The organism is Halorubrum persicum (assembly GCF_002727125.1).
Classification (GTDB): domain Archaea; phylum Halobacteriota; class Halobacteria; order Halobacteriales; family Haloferacaceae; genus Halorubrum; species Halorubrum persicum.
In genome coordinates this window covers 24,353-40,164 of record NZ_NHOA01000110.1, presented here as the reverse complement: position 1 = coordinate 40,164, position 15,812 = coordinate 24,353, and the positions used below count along the sequence as shown (strand labels likewise).

17 protein-coding genes are annotated in these 15,812 nt (G+C 70.0%); 8 read left to right on the top strand and 9 right to left on the bottom strand.

What is annotated here, in order from left to right:
• The first annotated feature begins 203 nt into the window (after nucleotides 1–203).
• Nucleotides 204–1,259: an ornithine cyclodeaminase family protein gene (locus tag DJ69_RS12650; protein ID WP_099255937.1), complete on the top strand. Its 1,056-nt coding sequence runs from the start codon at nucleotides 204–206 to the stop codon at nucleotides 1,257–1,259.
• 86 nt (nucleotides 1,260–1,345) lie between these two features.
• On the top strand, nucleotides 1,346–1,855 hold the full coding sequence (locus tag DJ69_RS12645; protein WP_099255936.1) for a dihydrofolate reductase: 510 nt from the start codon (nucleotides 1,346–1,348) through the stop codon (nucleotides 1,853–1,855).
• A gap of 5 nt (nucleotides 1,856–1,860) precedes the next feature.
• Here DJ69_RS12645 and DJ69_RS12640 read toward each other — a convergent pair whose 3' ends face one another.
• From DJ69_RS12640 to gatB, 6 genes are all read right to left on the bottom strand, one after another.
• Nucleotides 1,861–4,398 carry a methyl-accepting chemotaxis protein gene (locus DJ69_RS12640; RefSeq protein ID WP_099255935.1) on the bottom strand — a complete coding sequence of 846 codons (2,538 nt, stop codon included), beginning with the start codon at nucleotides 4,396–4,398 and terminating at the stop codon, nucleotides 1,861–1,863.
• 145 nt (nucleotides 4,399–4,543) lie between these two features.
• Nucleotides 4,544–5,353 carry an SAM-dependent methyltransferase gene (locus DJ69_RS12635; RefSeq protein WP_099255934.1) on the bottom strand — a complete coding sequence of 270 codons (810 nt, stop codon included), beginning with the start codon at nucleotides 5,351–5,353 and terminating at the stop codon, nucleotides 4,544–4,546.
• Nucleotides 5,354–5,548: 195 nt separating this feature from the next.
• On the bottom strand, nucleotides 5,549–5,707 hold the full coding sequence (locus tag DJ69_RS18890; protein WP_245851655.1) for a hypothetical protein: 159 nt from the start codon (nucleotides 5,705–5,707) through the stop codon (nucleotides 5,549–5,551).
• Between the two features lie 322 nt (nucleotides 5,708–6,029).
• Complete coding sequence (locus DJ69_RS12625; protein ID WP_099255933.1) at nucleotides 6,030–6,551, bottom strand: GNAT family N-acetyltransferase; 522 nt, start codon at nucleotides 6,549–6,551, stop codon at nucleotides 6,030–6,032.
• Entirely contained in the window at nucleotides 6,548–6,781 is a 234-nt protein-coding gene (samp2, locus tag DJ69_RS12620; protein WP_099255932.1) for a ubiquitin-like small modifier protein SAMP2, read from the bottom strand. Before samp2 ends, DJ69_RS12625 begins: the two co-directional genes overlap by 4 nt.
• A gap of 35 nt (nucleotides 6,782–6,816) precedes the next feature.
• Complete coding sequence (gene gatB, locus DJ69_RS12615) at nucleotides 6,817–8,304, bottom strand: Asp-tRNA(Asn)/Glu-tRNA(Gln) amidotransferase subunit GatB (protein ID WP_099255931.1); 1,488 nt, start codon at nucleotides 8,302–8,304, stop codon at nucleotides 6,817–6,819.
• A gap of 138 nt (nucleotides 8,305–8,442) precedes the next feature.
• On the opposite strand from gatB, the gene DJ69_RS12610 reads away from it, so the two are divergent.
• The 3 genes from DJ69_RS12610 to DJ69_RS12600 all read left to right on the top strand — a co-directional run bounded on the left by DJ69_RS12610 (nucleotide 8,443) and on the right by DJ69_RS12600 (nucleotide 11,353).
• Nucleotides 8,443–9,138: a phosphoribosyltransferase gene (locus DJ69_RS12610; protein ID WP_099255930.1), complete on the top strand. Its 696-nt coding sequence runs from the start codon at nucleotides 8,443–8,445 to the stop codon at nucleotides 9,136–9,138.
• Nucleotides 9,139–9,147: 9 nt separating this feature from the next.
• On the top strand, nucleotides 9,148–9,798 hold the full coding sequence (locus DJ69_RS12605) for an HD domain-containing protein (RefSeq protein WP_099255929.1): 651 nt from the start codon (nucleotides 9,148–9,150) through the stop codon (nucleotides 9,796–9,798).
• A 151-nt stretch (nucleotides 9,799–9,949) separates the two neighbouring features.
• Nucleotides 9,950–11,353, top strand: coding sequence for an FAD-dependent oxidoreductase (locus DJ69_RS12600; RefSeq protein WP_099255928.1), 1,404 nt, complete (start codon nucleotides 9,950–9,952; stop codon nucleotides 11,351–11,353).
• A 13-nt stretch (nucleotides 11,354–11,366) separates the two neighbouring features.
• Here DJ69_RS12600 and DJ69_RS12595 read toward each other — a convergent pair whose 3' ends face one another.
• On the bottom strand, nucleotides 11,367–11,813 hold the full coding sequence (locus DJ69_RS12595; protein ID WP_099255927.1) for a hypothetical protein: 447 nt from the start codon (nucleotides 11,811–11,813) through the stop codon (nucleotides 11,367–11,369).
• A gap of 99 nt (nucleotides 11,814–11,912) precedes the next feature.
• Complete coding sequence (locus DJ69_RS12590; protein ID WP_099255926.1) at nucleotides 11,913–13,349, bottom strand: HD domain-containing protein; 1,437 nt, start codon at nucleotides 13,347–13,349, stop codon at nucleotides 11,913–11,915.
• A 115-nt stretch (nucleotides 13,350–13,464) separates the two neighbouring features.
• Here DJ69_RS12590 and DJ69_RS18455 point away from each other — a divergent pair, with 115 nt between their 5' ends.
• From DJ69_RS18455 to mtnP, 3 genes are read left to right on the top strand one after another with little or no spacing between them, the layout of a single operon-like run.
• Nucleotides 13,465–13,605: a hypothetical protein gene (locus tag DJ69_RS18455; RefSeq protein ID WP_180271812.1), complete on the top strand. Its 141-nt coding sequence runs from the start codon at nucleotides 13,465–13,467 to the stop codon at nucleotides 13,603–13,605.
• A complete protein-coding gene (locus DJ69_RS12585; RefSeq protein WP_099255925.1) occupies nucleotides 13,605–14,600 on the top strand; it encodes a YeiH family protein in 996 nt (331 codons plus the stop codon). Before DJ69_RS18455 ends, DJ69_RS12585 begins: the two co-directional genes overlap by 1 nt.
• A 44-nt stretch (nucleotides 14,601–14,644) precedes the next feature.
• Nucleotides 14,645–15,526 (top strand): S-methyl-5'-thioadenosine phosphorylase, encoded by an 882-nt coding sequence (mtnP, locus tag DJ69_RS12580; protein ID WP_099255924.1) that lies wholly within the window; start codon nucleotides 14,645–14,647, stop codon nucleotides 15,524–15,526.
• 5 nt (nucleotides 15,527–15,531) lie between these two features.
• On the opposite strand, the gene DJ69_RS12575 is transcribed toward mtnP, so the two are convergent.
• Nucleotides 15,532–15,810, bottom strand: coding sequence for a hypothetical protein (locus DJ69_RS12575; RefSeq protein WP_099255923.1), 279 nt, complete (start codon nucleotides 15,808–15,810; stop codon nucleotides 15,532–15,534).
• Nucleotides 15,811–15,812 lie beyond the last annotated feature (2 nt).

Sequence of the window (15,812 nt, the reverse complement as noted above, 5' to 3'; positions counted from 1 at the left end):
TCCCTCGCACCGTCGGTTCGCGGCCCTTCGGGCCGCTCACCGGGGCGCGCCGCCGCACCGTACTCGATCGATAACCGGTCGTCGCATCCGTCTCGCGCATTTATAAGCCGTGTCGCCGGCGTTTCCGATCCCCGTCTCACCGTCGCCCCCGCCCCGTCGTCGATTCAACAGGGTTCAAGTATCCCTCCGGCAAAGCTTGCGATATGCAGACGCTGCTTCTCAACGCCGACGACGTCGACGAGAACGCTCGGATGGACCGCGTCATCGACGGGGTCCGGGGCGCGTTCACGGCCTACGAGCGCGGCAACGCCAAGATGCCGGCGAAATCGTACATCGACCTGCCGGAGTACAACGGCGACTTCCGCTCGATGCCCGCCTACCTCGACGTCCGGACCGAGGACACCGCCGAGGACGACGGGTGGGACGCCGCCGGGATCAAGTGGGTGAACGTCCACACCGACAACCCCGCCGACCACGACCTCCCGACCGTGATGGGGACGATGATCTACTCCGACCCCGAGACGGCGTTCCCGCTGGCGATCCTCGACGGCACGACGCTCACGATGAAGCGCACGGGTGCGGCGGCCGCGGTCGCCACCGACGAGCTGGCGGTCCCGGACGCGACCTCGCTGGGGATCGTCGGCGCCGGCGTCCAGTCGTACACCCAACTGGAGGCGATTTCGGCGGTCCGCGACATCGAGGAGGTCGTCGTGAGCGACCTCGACGAGGAGCGCGTCGCCGACTTCATCAACGCCTTCGGGGACCGGTTCGACGTGCGCGCAGGCTCGGTCACGGAGGCCGGCCACTGTGACGTGCTCTCGACGGTGACGCCCGTCGAGGACCCGATCGTCGGTCTCGACGACGTGGGCGGACACACCCACATCAACGCGATGGGCGCCGACGCGGCGGGCAAACACGAGCTCGCCGACGATCTCCTGTTGGACGCGACGGTCGTCATCGACGACCACGAGCAGTGCACCCACTCCGGCGAGATCAACGTCCCCTACGCCGCGGGAGCGCTGACGGACGACGACATCTACGGCGAGATCGGCGAGATCGTCGTCGGCAACCGTCCGGGACGCACCGGCGCCGGGTTCGGCAGCGACAGCGACGGACCCGACGCCGCCGTCGACGGCGTCACCGTCTTCGACTCCACCGGGCTCGCGATTCAGGACGTGGCGGCCGCCCGCGTCGTCTACGAGCAGGCCAACGCCAACGACAACGGCTACCCCTTCGACCTCCTCGGGCTCGCGGAGTAGCGCGGCGGCACCCTCTCTGTCCCGTCGGGCCGCTCTCACGCACCCCTCCCCCGACCGCTTTTGTCGTCCGCGCTCGTAGGTCGGCCGTGCAACTCGTCAGCGTCGCGGCGCTCGCGGAGAACCGAGCGATCGGCAGGGACGGCGAGGTTCCGTGGCCTCACATCGAGGCCGACGTTCGGCAGTACCGCGAACGCGTCGCGGGGTCGCCGGTGATCTTGGGACGCCGCACCTTCGACTCGATGCGCGCCGACCTCCCCGGCTCCCGGCAGATCGTCGTGAGTCGGAGCGTCGAGGCCGTCGATGTCCCGACCGCGGTCGTGGCCGACGGCATCGATTCGGCAATCGAACGCGCGGCGGAGGTCGCGGGCGACGACGGGATCGGGGGTGAGGCGTTCGTCTACGTCCTCGGCGGCGGAGCCATCTACGAGCTGTTCCAACCCCTCCTCGACCGGATGTTTCTCAGTCACATCGCGGGGAGCTACGAGGGTGACACGTTCTACCCGGCGTGGGACGGCGACGAGTGGGCCGTCGCCGCCGAGACCGCGTTCGACCGGTTTACGCTTCGGGAGTGGGTCCGGCGCGACGGTCCCGCCTGATTTGCCTACCGGGTGTCCACTCTCGTTTCGGCGTTCTCCGCGTACGATCGGAGCTGTAGCTCCGCGCTCTCTGTGAGCCTGTCGAGCGCCTCGCCGACGCCGTGCTCGCGGGCCTCGACGGAGGCCTCGGCGACCAGGGTCCGGACGGTGTCGAACGGACCCATTCGCGCACCGGACGTGGCCGGTGACGCCTTGGCGTCCAGCAGCTGATCCATCGCCGTCCGGTACCCGGGGTTCCCGTCGAACCACCCGTCTCGCGCGAGTCGATCGACGGCGCCCTCGTGAACCGGGAAGTAGCCGGTCTCCCGATGCCACCGCGCCTGCTGTTCCGGCGCGGCGAGCCACCCGAGGAACGCGGCAGCCGCCCGCTGCTGCTCGGTCGACGCCCGGTCGGCAATCCACAGCGAGCCGCCACCGACGACGACGCCGTGACGCTCGTCGGCCACCGGGAAGTACCCGGTCCCGACCGGGAACGACGCGCCCTCGCGCACTCCCACCATCGCCGAGGTCGACCCGATCAACATCCCGGCGCGTCCCTCGTGGAACGCCTCTCGTGCCCGTCCTCGGGCCTCGATCCCGGGGTCGAGGTAGAGGCCGTCGGCGGCCATGTCGGCGATCCACTCGTACACGCGTTCGCCCGCCTCGGCGTCGAAGTACGCCTCGGTCGGCGTTCCGGCGCGGCCGTTCTCGGCGTCGACGAGCGGTTGCCCCGCCTCGGCGAACCACTGTTCGACGAACCACGAGTAGTTCGCGAACGTGATCCCGGCCTCGGCGCCGCCGCGGTCGACCAGCCGCTCGGCGCAGTGCCGCACCTCGGCGAACGTCGACGGCGGGTCGTCCGGATTCAACCCGGCGCGCTCGAAGGCATCGCGGTCGTAGTAGAGCACGGGCGTCGAGGCGTTGAACGGGAGCGAGTGGAGCCGACCGTCGGTCCGGTAGTAGTTCGCGACGGGGTCGAGGAGGTCGTCGGGGTCGAGGCTCGCTTCCGCGGCGATCTCGTCGGCCACGCCGCCCCTCCCTCGGGACACGTCGGCGAGGAGGTCCTCGACCGGGGCGAACGCCCCGCTGTCGAGCGCGCGCTTGGTCCCGATCTCGTAGAGGTGCGCGATCGCCGGAGGGTCACCCCGGTCGGCCGCGGCGAGGGTGGCGTCGAACACGCCCCGGTAGCTCCCCTTCGAGGAGGGGCGGACCGAGACGCCCTCGGTCGCCGCCTCGAACTCGTCGACGAACTCGTCGAGCAGCCGCGCTTTCCGTCCCCCGAGCGCGTGCCAGAACTCGACGACCGTGTCGTCGTCGCCCGCCGCGCTCCCGGCGAGGTCGTAGGCGTCGAGCCGGTCGTCGAGGGCTCCGGTCCGGTCACTCAGCGTCGACGCGCCGGCCGCCACCTCGGTCAGCGACGTCTTTTGCGTGTGGGCGATCGTCGTCACCTCGGCAGCGTCCTCGGCGGTGTCGGCCGCGAGCTCCCCGACCGTTTCGACCATGTCGACCGCTTCCTCGATCGCCGCCGCTTGGTCGTCGGTCGCGTCGCTGATCTCTTCGACGCCGCTCGTGGTCTCCTCGATGTCGTCGGCCAAGTCGGTGAACGCCTCGAGGGCGCTCTCGGCGGTGTCGATTCCCTCGCCGACCCGCTCGCGCATGTCCGTGATCTCCGCGACGGTGGCGTCGGTCTCGTCGCGCACCGAGCCGATCGACGACTCGATCTCGCTCGTGGCGTCGCGGGACTCCTCGGCGAGGCTCTTGACCTCCTCGGCGACGACCTCGAACCCGGCACCGGCCTCGCCCGCTCTGGCGGCCTCGATGGAGGCGTTCAGCGCGAGGATGTTCGTCTCGTCGGCGATGTCCCGGATGAGGTCGGTGACGTCTTCGATCGCCGCGACCTCCGCCTCCAGCTCCTCGACGCGGTCGAGCGCCGTCTCGGTCCGCTCGTCGACCACTTGGAGCTCCTCGATCGCCGCGGCCGCGGCGTCGTTCCCCTCGTCGGCGCGCTCGGCGACGTTCCCCGCCGTGGTCGCCACCTCCTCCGCCGACGCCGCGACCTCTTCCGTCGCCGCCGAGACGCTCTGCAGCTCTCGGGTCGCCTCCGCGATGTCGTCTCGCTGGCGGGTCGCCGCCGCCTCGATCCCGTCGACCGCCTCGTACACGTCGCCGCTCTGCCCCTTCGCTCGGGCGACGTTCGACCGCACGTGTTCGGAGGCCCCCGAGACCTCGTCCCCGAACCCCTCCGCCGCGGACAGGGTTTCGGCGACCCCCTCGACGAACGCGTTGAGATCCCCTGCGAGCGCGGCGGCCTCACCGCTCGCCGCCGCCTCCGGGAACCGCGCCCCGAGGTCGCCCCCTGCGAGCTGCGCCGCGACCTCGCGGAACGCGTCGATCGGCACGTCGCCACCTGCGGCCTGGGTCGTCTCTCCGTTCGCGGTCTGTGTCCTCTCCCCGCCCGTCGTCTGTGCCGCCGCTTCAGTGGGGTCGCGGCCGTTCGACTCCGACCCGATCTCTCGGTCCATCTCCGACTCGTCCGATCGGTTCCGGGTGCCGTTGCGATCCATTTGCCGCTCGTTTCGCGTGAGAGTATATAATCGCTCGACGCGAATTATCTCGGTTAATAACAATCCCGGCGTTCGGGACAGAACTCCTCGCTCGCCGGTTCGTCGCCGCGTCGATCCCGTCGTCGCCGTGGTCGCCCCGCGCTGTCTACTCGTCGCGAGCGTTCTCGTCGTGGCCGTCTTCGTCGGGATGGACCGGCGTCGCGAACCCGAACCGCGGCTTCGCGTCGTCGACCTCGACGGTCACGGTCTCGCCCACGTCCGCGCCGGCGACGAAGAGCGAGTACCCCTCGACGTACGCGATCCCGTCGCCCTCGTCGCCGCGCTCCTCGACCGTCACCTCGATCCGGTCGCCCGCCGTGACGGGGGCCGTGTTCAGCCCTCTGGCGACGAGGTACACCTCCGATGAGGTGTCGCGAGACGCGGGCGGCGAGACGGTCCGGAGGTATTGGAACTCCTTCCGGACGTCCTCGCGGAACGCGTCCAGATCCTCGCCCTGGAACACCTTCACGACGAGGTCGCCGCCGGGCGCGAGCAGCTCCTCGGCCACGTCGAACGCCTGCCGCGCGAGGTGGACCGACCGGGCGTGATCGAGGGCGTACTCGCCGGTCATGTTCGGCGCCATGTCCGAGAGCACCGCGTCCGCGCCGCGCTCGCCGACCGCCTCTCGCAGGTAGTGCCGGGTGCGCTCCTCGGTCATGTCGCCGCGGATCGTCTCAACGTCGTGCTCCTCCAGGTCGTCGATGCGCTGGAGGTCGACGCCGACGACCGTCCCCGACTCCCCGACCTCCTCGGCGGCGACCTGAAGCCAGCCGCCGGGCGCGGCGCCGAGGTCGACGACCGTGTCGCCGCGATCGAACAGGTCCGACTCCTCGTCGATCTGTTTCAGCTTGTAGGCCGACCGGGCGCGGTACCCCTGCTGTTTCGACTTGTTGTAGTACTCGTCTTTTCCACTCATACGTCTCTCACCACGGGTCGGGGCCGAATGTCTGTCGAAACCGCGGGCGAATCGGCGTTCATACCCGGAACGACGGGACCGACCCGGAAATGGACATCGGTGGGCAGTTCTCGGGGATCGCGGATCGACTCGGTGGAGGTCCGGGCTGGATGGGGGGTCCGGTTTGGTGGAGGCCCGGACCGGCGACGGCTCCGATCACTCGTTCGGGCGGCGCAGCCGCGCGGCTGCTCGTTCGACCCACGACGCGACGGCGCCCAGCGGCCGCCACCCCTTGCTCTCGTTGGACGCGTCGGATTCGGACGCGTGCTCGGTTTCCGATCGCTCCTCGACGATCGTCTCGTAGGTGTCGATCACCTGCTGTCGCTGTCGTTCCTTCGACTCGACGGCCCGCTCGAGCGCCTCTACTTCCGCTTCGAGCGCCTCTACCTCGGCCGCGAGCGCGGCGGCGCGGACGCGTCGGTGGTAGTCGGGCGGCTGCTCGCGCTCCGACCGCGCGCGCAGATGCGGTCGATCGAAACCACGGGCCGTCGATGGAGTCCACCGCCTTCACCTCGATACCGTCGGGATCCTCGTGGGTGCCGGATGTAGCGGACATCGTTTTCGGGAGACATGTGTACACATACCACATAGAAAAAACTCAGTCAGCCGCGAGTCGGACGCACCGCTTGCGCCCGGTTCACGGCGGCGTCTGTTCGGCCACCGTCACCCGTCCCCACAGACGCTCCGAGCTCCGTCCCGCGGCGCGATCCGCTCCGGAGTTGCCGACCGCGTCTGCGGGTCGGCTCTCGTCTGCGTCTTCAGCCGACCGGATCGCGAAGCCGAGGTCTGCGTAGAACGCCCGCAAATCCGCGTCGAACGCCGCGGTGACGGTTTCGACCGCGGCGTCGCGCTCGGCGCGCCGCACCACCGCGGCGACGAGCGCGGAGCCGATCCCCCGCCCGCGGCGCGCCCGCCGGACGGCCACGGCGTCGACGTGGATACGGCCCGGGTCGGGACGCGTCGCGACCAGCGCGCCGACGACCGCGCCGGTCCGGCTAAACCGGGCGACGAGCGCGTCGCCCGCGTCGATCGCGGCGTCGACGGTCTCGGAGTCCGTCTCCAGCATGGCGGCGTCGAGCACCCGGAGCACGTCCAGTCTGTCGTCCGGCGTGGCCGTCTCGATCCCGACGGCGTCGGGCGTGTCGCGCTCCGCGCTCACGCGCTGTCGTCCGTCTGTCCGCCGTCCGTCGACCCGCCCTTTATGAGCCGGAGCAGTCGGACCGACTCGGCGTCGACGACGCGGTCGCCGGGGACGGGCGAGCCGTCGACAAGCGCCGACGCCTCCTGCGGGTGGTACCCCGCCTCGCGGATCAGGTCGGCGTAGGTCGCGTCCTCGGGGAGGTCGTACTCCGCGGCCCCCTCGCCGACGACCTCGACGGTGACGTTCACGGGCGCCCCTCGGCGACGGTGACGCGCATCGGTCGCTACCCGTCCAGCTCCTCGCGGAGCAGCCCGTTCACCTCGCCCGGGTCGGCGCTCCCGCCCGTCGCCTGCATCACCTGTCCCACGAGGAAGTTGATCGCGCCCTCGTCGCCGTCGTGGTAGTCGGCGACCGCGTCGGGGTTGTCGTCGATGGCGGCCTCGACGGCGGCCTCGACCTCGCCGGAGTCGGCGACGCCGAGCCCCTCCCGATCGATGACGGTCTCGGGGTCTTCCCCGGCGTCGAGCATCTCTCGGAGGACGACCTCCTCGGCGTTCTTCACGGTGAGCTCCTCGTCTGCCACGAGCTCGATCAGGCGCTTGAACTCGTCGAGGCGGCCCTCTACGTCCGTGATCTGCATCTCGCGGTAGTTGAGCTCGCCGAGCAGGTTGTCGGCGACCCACGTCGCGGCGAGGTCGGGGTCGAACTCCTCGGCGACGTCCTCGAAGAAGTCGGCGACCTCCTTCGTGGAGGTGAGCTTCGAGGCGGACTCGCGGTCGAGCCCGTACTCCTCGCGGAAGCGCTCGCGGCGGGCGTCCGGCAGCTCCGGGATCGGGATCTGCGCTTTCCAGTCCGACACCTCCAGCGCCGGCAGGTCGGCCTCCCGGAAGTAGCGGTAGTCCTTCTCGGCCTCCTTCGAGCGCATCGAGACGGTGACGCCGCGCGCCTCGTCCCAGTGGCGGGTCTCCTGTTCGATCTCGCGACCGCGCCGGAGCACGTTCTCCTGTCTGGTGACCTCGTACGCGAGCGCCTGCTCGGCGCCCTTGTGACTGGAGATGTTCTTCACCTCGGCGCGGTTCACGGCCTCGAGGGCCTCGTCGGTGATCTCCCCGTCGCCGTCGATCTCGCTTTCGGGGACTAACGAGACGTTGGCGTCGACGCGCAGGCTCCCGTCGCGGGTCGGATCGAAGACGCCGAGGTACTCGAGGACTTCTTCGAGCTTCGCGAGGAACGCCCGCGTCTCCGCCGGCGACCGGAAGTCCGGCTCGGTGACGATCTCCATCAGGGGCGTCCCGGCGCGGTTGTAGTTCACCAGCGTGTGGGTCGCCGACTCGATGGAGCCGCCGGCGTGCTGGAGGCTCCCGGGGTCCTCCTCGAGATGCGCGCGGGTGATCCCGATGGCTCTCGCCTCGTCGTCGACGCGGACCTCCAGCTCCCCGGACTGGCAGATCGGGGCGTCGTACTGGGTGAGTTGGAAGTTCTTCGGCAGGTCGGGGTAGTAGTAGTTCTTCCGGTGGAACGTGGTCGTCTCGGGGATGTCGGCGTCGATCGCCTTCCCCACCTTCACGGCGGCCTCGACGGCGGCCTCGTTGAGGACCGGCAGCGCGCCCGGCAGGCCGAGGCAGGTCGGGCACGTGCGCGTGTTCGGCTCCTCGTCGTCTTCGGGCTCCGTCGAGCAGCCGCAGAAGATCTTCGTGTCGGTCTCGAGCTGGACGTGGACCTCCAGCCCGATCACGACCGTCCGCTCCTCCGTCGCGGCCTGAGTGCTCATTACCGACCCGTTGTGAGCCGGTCACCTAAATCGTGTCGGGACCGATACGCGGCGGGCCTCCGTCGCGTCGACGCGGTCGCGTCCCAGCTGGGACCGTTGCTAAACCCTTATCAGCGCGCGGGTGGGAGAAGCGGTCGTATGAGCGATCTCCCGGACGACTTCGACTGCACCCTGACCAACTGGGAGTACATCTACGGGCTCTGCCGCAACGTCTCGAACGCGGTGAAGCGCGCCGACTTCGAGCCGGACGTGGTCGTCGCGCTGGCCCGGGGCGGCTGGTTCGCGGGGCGGTGCATCTGCGACTTCCTCGGGCTCAACGACCTCACGAGCCTGAAGATGGAGCATTACGTCGGCGCCGCGGAGAAAAGCGACGAGCCGCAGATCCGCTACCCGATGCCCGAGGGGAGCGTCGAGGGGAAAGACGTCCTGATCATCGACGACATCGCGGACACCGGCGGCTCGATCAGCCGGGCGGAGGAGTACGTCGACGACCGGAACGCGGGCGCGGTCCGGACCGCCACCCTCCAGCTGCTCGGCACCTCGGAGTTCCAGCCCGACTTCGTCGGCGAGCGGCTGGAGCAGTGGACGTGGGTCGTCTACCCGTGGAACTTCCTCGAAGACATGATCGACCTCACCGAGGGCGCGATGGAGCGCGCCGACCAGACCGTCTTCGACCGAGAGGACGTTCGGCACTACCTCGACGAGTACCACGGCATCGGTCGCATCGAGATGGAGGTCGCCCAAGCCGGTCGCCTCGACGAGGTGCTCGACGAGATGGTCCGCCGCGACGTGGCCGACCTCGCCGGCGAGGGCGCCTGGACGCTCGCCGAGTAGCGCACGACGATGGTCTCGGACGACCCGGCCCTAGACGACTCGACCCCGGACGACGCCATCGACGCCCTCCTCGACGCCTACGCGCTGAAAGACGAGCGGCGCACGGGCTGGCAGCTCCGCGGCGTCGACGCTCCCGAGTCGGTCGCCGCCCACACGTGGGGCGTCGCGTACCTCGTCCTCGCGCTCGGCGACCGGTTCCGCGAGGACCTGCCCGACCTCGACCTCGACCGCGCGCTCCGGCTCGCCGTGGTCCACGACGTCGCGGAGGCCGAGACCGGCGACGTGGCGACGCGTGCCGATTCGACCGCTGACTCGGTGGATCCGGCCGCGAAGGAGGCCGCCGAGCGCGAGGCGATGGCGGACCTCGCCGGCCCGCTCCCCGATCGGGTCCGCGACGCGTGGGAGGCGTACGAGGCCCGCAAGTCGCCCGAGGCGGTGTTGGTCAAGGAGTGTGACCTCCTCGACGTCTGTCTACAGGCGGTGTGCTACGAGCGCGCAGACCGGTACGACCCCGCCGACGGCGACCCGGACGCGTTCCGCGAGTACGACGACCTCGACGAGTTCTTTGCGACGACCGAGCTCCGGATCCGGACCGACGCCGGCCGAGCGCTGTTCGATCGCCTCCGCGCTCGGTACCGCGCGGCCCGCACCGACCCGTAGCCTCCAGCGCTCCCGCCCGAACGCCGCCATTCGACGTTCGTCGAACCCCGAAAACGACGACTGTAGGCCCTCTCACGGCCGATCAGCGGCGGCAGATAGTAAGAACGTTAACGGATCAGTTCGTCTCGGAGAGTGAGAGCTTTCACCACGCATGTCCGAGAACACTGATCTGATCATTGTCGGCGGGGGAATTAGCGGGGCGTCGCTTCTGTACACGGTCGCGAAGTTCACCGACATCGACGACGTGACACTGATCGAAAAGGAGCGGGAGATCGCGGCGATCAACTCTCACCGGACGAACAACTCCCAGACGCTGCACTTCGGCGACATCGAGACGAACTACACCCTCGAAAAGGCCGAGGAAGTGAAGGAGGGCGCCGAGCTGCTCGCGGGCTACCTCGAGGGAACCGACCCGGACCGGGAGATGCACAGCAAGCGCAGCAAGATGGTGCTCGGCGTCGGCGACGAGGAGACCGACAAGCTGGCGGAGCGCTACCACGAGAACGGGTTCGGCGACCTCTTCCCGAAGCTGCGCGAGATCGGTCGCGACGAGATCGCGGAGCTGGAGCCGAAGGTCGTCGAGGGACGCGACCCGGGGACGGAGCTCAAGGCGCTCCAGACGCCCGACGGCTACGTCGTCGACTACGGCGCGGTCGCGAAGTCGTTCGTCGACGCCGCCCGCGAGGAGGAGGGCGTCGGCGTCCACCTCGGCACCGCGGTCGAGAACGTCGACGAGGGGCGCGACGGGTTCACCGTCGAGACCGACGACGGCGACTTCGAGGCCGACGCCGTCGTGGTCGCCGCCGGCTCCCACAGCCTCCAGTTCGCCAAGGAGATGGGGTACGGCGAGCATATGTCGCTGCTGCCGGTCGCGGGGAGCTTCTTCCTCGCGGACGACCTGCTGAACGGGAAGGTGTACACGCTCCAGATGAAGAAGCTCCCGTTCGCGGCGGTCCACGGCGACGCCGACGTCCACGACGACGGCGTCACCCGGTTCGGTCCCACGGCGAAGCTCGTCCCCGCGCTCGAACGCGGTCGCCTCTCCACCGTGAGCGACTTCGCCGACGTGTTCGGCTTCTCTCCCGCGTCGGTCCTGAGCTACGTCAACATCCTCTCGGACCGCATCCTGTTCCCCTACGTCGTCCGGAACCTCGTGTACGACCTCCCCGAGGTCGGCAAGCGGGCGTTCCTCCCGAACGTCCAGAAGGTGGTCCCGACGGTCGACGTCGACGACATCGAGCGCGCGAAGGGGTACGGCGGCGTGCGCCCGCAGATCGTCGACACGAAGAACAAGGAGCTCGACATGGGCGAAGCGAAGATCACCGGCGACGGGATCCTGTTCAACATCACGCCCTCGCCGGGCGCCTCGACCGCGCTGAAGAACGCGATGACCGACGTGCAGACGGTCCTCGACTTCTTCGAGGAGGACTACGCCTTCGACGAGGACGCCTTCCGCGAGGCGACGATCGAGAACTTCCCGCGGGCCGACGACGAGGGCGCCGACGCCGAGGCCGGCGAAGGCGACAGCCGCGTCCCCGCCGAAGCCGACGACTGACGCGACCCTCGATTCACTGACGTTCGGGGCGGTTCACGACCTGTCGGCCGAGCGCCCCGAGCGCGTAGCTGACCGCGACGAGGACCACCGCGACCGGCGCCCAGAGCGCCGGCGCCCCGTGTCCGTAAAATGACAGCATGAACGCCACCGGCGCCGCCTCCCGCGTCGAGATCAGCCACGCGTAGCACGTCACCGGCCCGTACACCGGCCCGAACACGAGCGCCGAACTGACGAGCACCCCGCTTCCCGCGTACGCCGCTCCGACCGCCAGCAGCGCGCCGAGCAGGACGAACAGCCACAGGAACGCTTCGGGTATCGCGTCGAAGAGGGCGTGTGACGCGAACGCGAACAGCCCGGTCGCGCCGAACAGCCCTGCGCCTGCCGCGGCTCCGAGCCGCCTCGGCGACGAGGGGGACCCGAGGAGCGCTCGCCAGAGGGCCGCGTTCGGGTCAAGAGTCATGTGTCCGTTCGGGACGGCTCGGCGTCGTCCTGCGCCTACGTCGCCTCTGGGTATGTGCTTTGGGCCTCCGTCGCGGTCTGACGGCGTCGCCGTCGCGTTCTACGTCTCCGACGCGACGCCGACCTCCCGATCGAACGCCACTCTGAGCACGCGGATCGCCCGCCGCTTCGTCCCGTCCGGGACGAACACGAAGGGGATCGGCACGTCGAACGCGCGGTCGCCGTACAACCCCCAGTCGCCGACGGACCGCGTCGTCCCGCCGTACGCGATGGGGATGTCCTCCAGCTCGTCGGGGTCGTAGGCGGGGACGTACGACCGGTCGATCCACACCTCGTGGACCGGCACGTCGAGGGCGTCGGCGAGGAGCCGCTCCAGCCGGTCGTCGCCCTCGGTGAGCCACGCGGTGAACGCGTCGATGTCGGGGCCGCCTTCCTCGCCCTCCTCGCTGCGGCTGCCGTCGAGGGTGCCGCCCACCCGGTCCGCCAGCGCGATCCGGTGTTTCCAGCAGGTGGCCGGGAAGCGCCGCCCGCGGAAGCGGTCGTACATCGACGCCAGCGTCGACTCGGGGTGCTCGCGGGCGGCGATCCGGAGGCGTTCGAGCACCGCGTTGTCGTCGAGTTCGCGGTCTAAGATGCCGTCGACGGTGACCGGGCTCTCGCCGGTCTCGGCCGCGTACTCGCCGAGCATCGCCTGCAGGAGCCGGTTGGCGTACACCGACTTGTGGTGCTGGGTGACCCACATGTACAGCGCGATCCGCCCCTCGAGATAGTTACCGATGGTCGACAGCGCCTTCTCCGAGAGCGCCAACCCCTCCTCGGGGTGGGCGGTGTAGGCGTCGACCATGCGCTCGACGTCGAAGCTCAACACCCCCGCCCCGGTCATGTCGTTGTCCCGGGTGATGTAGTCGAGGCGGTCCACGTCGATGGGCGAGTGGAGCAGCTGGGCGCCGACCCCGTACTGCCACGGCTCGCCGCGCTCGTACGCGAGGCTGTAGCCGAGCACGTACGCGCACACCTCGAAGGGGTCCACGTCGAACGCGCGGAGGTCGTCGCCGTACTCCTCGACGATGATCACGCAGCCGAGCAGCTCGTGAGGGTTCGCCGACCGGAGCGGGGCGCCGCCGACGCCGGCGTCGTCGAAGGCGTCGACCAGCCCGGTTTCCGCGACGCGCTTCCGGAGGACCCCCTCGTCGAGGAACCCCTCGGAGAGATGCGAGAAGGGCGGGTGGCCCACGTCGTGGAGCAGGCAGGCGCACTCCAGCGTGCGCTGGATCTCCTCCAGTTCGTCGGTCGTCGCGCCCCGCGCGAAGTACGACTGCCGGCGGAGGTTCTCGAAGACGGTCCGCCCGAGGTGATACACCCCGAGCGAGTGCTCGAACCGGGTGTGGTTCGCCCCCGGATACACGAGGTGCGTCGCCGAGAGCTGCCGAACGTACCGCAGCCGCTGGAACGGCCGCGTGTCGACGACGCCCTCGACGAGCGCGTCCGGCAGCTCGACGTAGCCGTGGACGGGGTCTTTGATCTGGGTGGTGGGCATCGATTGTGGACACGACACCGTCCCGCGACGTGCATTTTTCGGTCCCCTCCGACGCTCCGCTCCCGAAACGCTCCGATTCCGTTCTTATAAGTAGCGAGCCCGACGTTCTCCGCGCATGGTATCGGACACCGCTGGTCAGCCCGACTCTCCGCTCGTCGACCGGTGGACCGCGCTCGATCGCGGCTGGCAGGCGCTCGCGCTCGGGCTGGGAGTCGTCGCCGTCCACGCCGCGGGACAGGTCGCGGGCGTCTTCTGATGGGCGTCGCTGCCGCGGCTCGCTCGTACGTTCCCGGCCTCGCACTGCTGGCCGGCGGCGCGCTCCTCTCGCAGGTCGTCGCCGGCGCGGTCGACGGGCTGCAGCCGCTCGTCGTCGCCGTCGGCGTCGGCGCGCTCGTCGGCAACACCGTCGGTACGCCCGAGGCGGCCCAGCCGGGCGTCGGCGTCGACAAGCTGTTCTTGGAGACCGGCATCGTCCTGCTGGGCGCCGCGGTGGTCGTCGAGGAGTTCCTCGCCGCGGGGCCGACCGTGCTCGGACTGGTCGTCGCCGCCGTCGGCGGCGGGCTCCTCCTCGCGGAGCTGATCGCCCGAGGGCTGTTCCGCCTCGACGGGACGACGCCATCGCTGCTGGCCGCCGGCGCGAGCATCTGCGGCGTCTCCGCGGTCGTCGCGATCGGGCGCGTGCTCGACGCGCGCGGGTCGGCGATCACGTTCGCGGCGGCGACCGTCCTGCTCTTCGACGCCGTCACGCTCGTCGCGTTCCCGATCGCGGGCGAGTGGCTCGGGCTCACCGGACGGCAGTTCGGCGTCTGGGCCGGCGTGAGCATGTTCTCGACCGGTCCCGTCGCGGCCGCGGGATTCGCGCACTCGCCCGAAGCGGGGCAGTGGGCGACCGTGACGAAGCTCGCGCGCAACTCCCTCTTAGGGGGGGTCGCGGTCGCCTACTCGCTGGCGTACACCGCGCGCTCGGCGACGGACCCCGGCGTTCGCCGACTGTGGGCGGAGTTCCCGAAGTTCCTGCTCGGGTTTCTCGCGGTCGCCGCGATCGCGAACAGCGGGCTCCTCTCGCCGGCGGCGCTGGCGTCGATCGGGCGCGTCTCGGACGCCCTCTTCACGCTGGCGTTCGTCGGCCTCGGCCTCTCGATCCGGCTCCGAGAGATGCGCGAGGTCGGCGGGGCCGCCGTCGGCGCCGTCCTCGTCCACCTGCTCGCCGTGAGCGCGCTCGCGCTGGCGGCGGTGCGGTGGCTGCTGTGATCCCGCTTCAGTCCGTATAAGTAGCGCGCGGACGCACTCCGCGTATGAGCACCATCGGCTTCATCGGCGGCAGCGGTATCTACGAGGCGCTCCCCCTGAACGACGTGCGCGAGGTCGAGTACGACACGCCCTACGGCGAGCCCAGCGACGCGATCACGATCGGCGAGTTCGCGGACACCGGGAAGGAGGTCGCCTTCCTCCCCCGGCACGGCTCGAACCACGGCGTCTCGCCCACCGACCTCCCGTACCGCGCGAACATGTACGCGCTGAAGCGAGCGGGCGTCACCCACATCTTCGCGTCGAACGCGGTCGGGAGTCTGAAGGAGGAACTGGAGCCCGGCACCCTCGTCGTCCCCGACCAGATCTACGACCGGACCAAACACCGCGACCTCTCCTTCTACGGCGACGGCGTCGTCGTCCACCAGCCGTTCGCGGACCCGTACAGCCCCGAACTGGTCGACCACCTCACGGAGGCCGCGGAGTCGGCCGTCGGCGGTGCGGGCGAGGGCGACGGCACGACGGTCGTGAAGGGCGGCACCTACGTCTGCATCGAGGGGCCGCAGTACTCGACGCGCGCGGAGTCGGAGTTCTACAAGTCGCAGGGGTGGGATCTGGTCGGCATGACCGCGATCCCGGAGGCGAAGCTCGCCCGGGAGGCCGAGATCGCCTACGCGACGATCGCCGGCGTCACCGACTACGACGTGTGGAAGGCGGACAGCGAGGTGACGCTGGCCGAGGTGCTCGAAAACGCCGAGCAGAACCAGAAGGCGATCAAGGCCGCCGTCGAGGAGGCCGTGCGGACGCTTCCGGACGAGTTGGAGTGCGAGGCGCACACCTCCCTCGACGGCACCGTCAACACGCCCACGGAGGCGATCCCCGAGGAGACCCAGGAGCGCGTCGAGCCGCTGCTGGGCGACTACTTATAAGTAACTCACCCGATACCCCGGTCGTCCGCGTCGACGGTGTCGCCCGAAGAGTCCTCGTCGTCCGCGTTGCGGGCTTCCCTGAGCGCGTCGACCGCGGTCTCCGTCGTCTCGACTCGGGTCTCTGTCGCGCCCTCCGGGTCCAGTCTCGGCTCTCCGTCCGCGTCCGCGGCGTCCTCAGCGGGCGGGTCGGCCGTCGCAGTATCACCGGCCGTGGTCTCGGCCTCTTCCCGGTCGGCGTTGCCTCCGAGTCCGAGCCACGACCTGAGCGTCTCGATCACTCCCATGG

Excerpts from the sequence above, each read along its gene's own strand:
- DJ69_RS12650 (WP_099255937.1), top strand. The coding sequence starts at position 204 with ATGCAGACGCTGCTTCTCAACGCCGACGACGTCGACGAGAACGCTCGG.
- DJ69_RS12575 (WP_099255923.1), bottom strand. The coding sequence starts at position 15,810 with ATGGGAGTGATCGAGACGCTCAGGTCGTGGCTCGGACTCGGAGGCAAC.
- DJ69_RS12605 (WP_099255929.1), top strand. The coding sequence starts at position 9,148 with ATGGTCTCGGACGACCCGGCCCTAGACGACTCGACCCCGGACGACGCC.
- DJ69_RS12610 (WP_099255930.1), top strand. The coding sequence starts at position 8,443 with ATGAGCGATCTCCCGGACGACTTCGACTGCACCCTGACCAACTGGGAG.
- DJ69_RS12635 (WP_099255934.1), bottom strand. The coding sequence starts at position 5,353 with ATGAGTGGAAAAGACGAGTACTACAACAAGTCGAAACAGCAGGGGTAC.
- DJ69_RS12590 (WP_099255926.1), bottom strand. The coding sequence starts at position 13,349 with ATGCCCACCACCCAGATCAAAGACCCCGTCCACGGCTACGTCGAGCTG.
- DJ69_RS12595 (WP_099255927.1), bottom strand. The coding sequence starts at position 11,813 with ATGACTCTTGACCCGAACGCGGCCCTCTGGCGAGCGCTCCTCGGGTCC.
- mtnP (WP_099255924.1), top strand. The coding sequence starts at position 14,645 with ATGAGCACCATCGGCTTCATCGGCGGCAGCGGTATCTACGAGGCGCTC.
- gatB (WP_099255931.1), bottom strand. The coding sequence starts at position 8,304 with ATGAGCACTCAGGCCGCGACGGAGGAGCGGACGGTCGTGATCGGGCTG.
- DJ69_RS12600 (WP_099255928.1), top strand. The coding sequence starts at position 9,950 with ATGTCCGAGAACACTGATCTGATCATTGTCGGCGGGGGAATTAGCGGG.
- DJ69_RS18455 (WP_180271812.1), top strand. The coding sequence starts at position 13,465 with ATGGTATCGGACACCGCTGGTCAGCCCGACTCTCCGCTCGTCGACCGG.
- DJ69_RS12585 (WP_099255925.1), top strand. The coding sequence starts at position 13,605 with ATGGGCGTCGCTGCCGCGGCTCGCTCGTACGTTCCCGGCCTCGCACTG.
- DJ69_RS12640 (WP_099255935.1), bottom strand. The coding sequence starts at position 4,398 with ATGGATCGCAACGGCACCCGGAACCGATCGGACGAGTCGGAGATGGAC.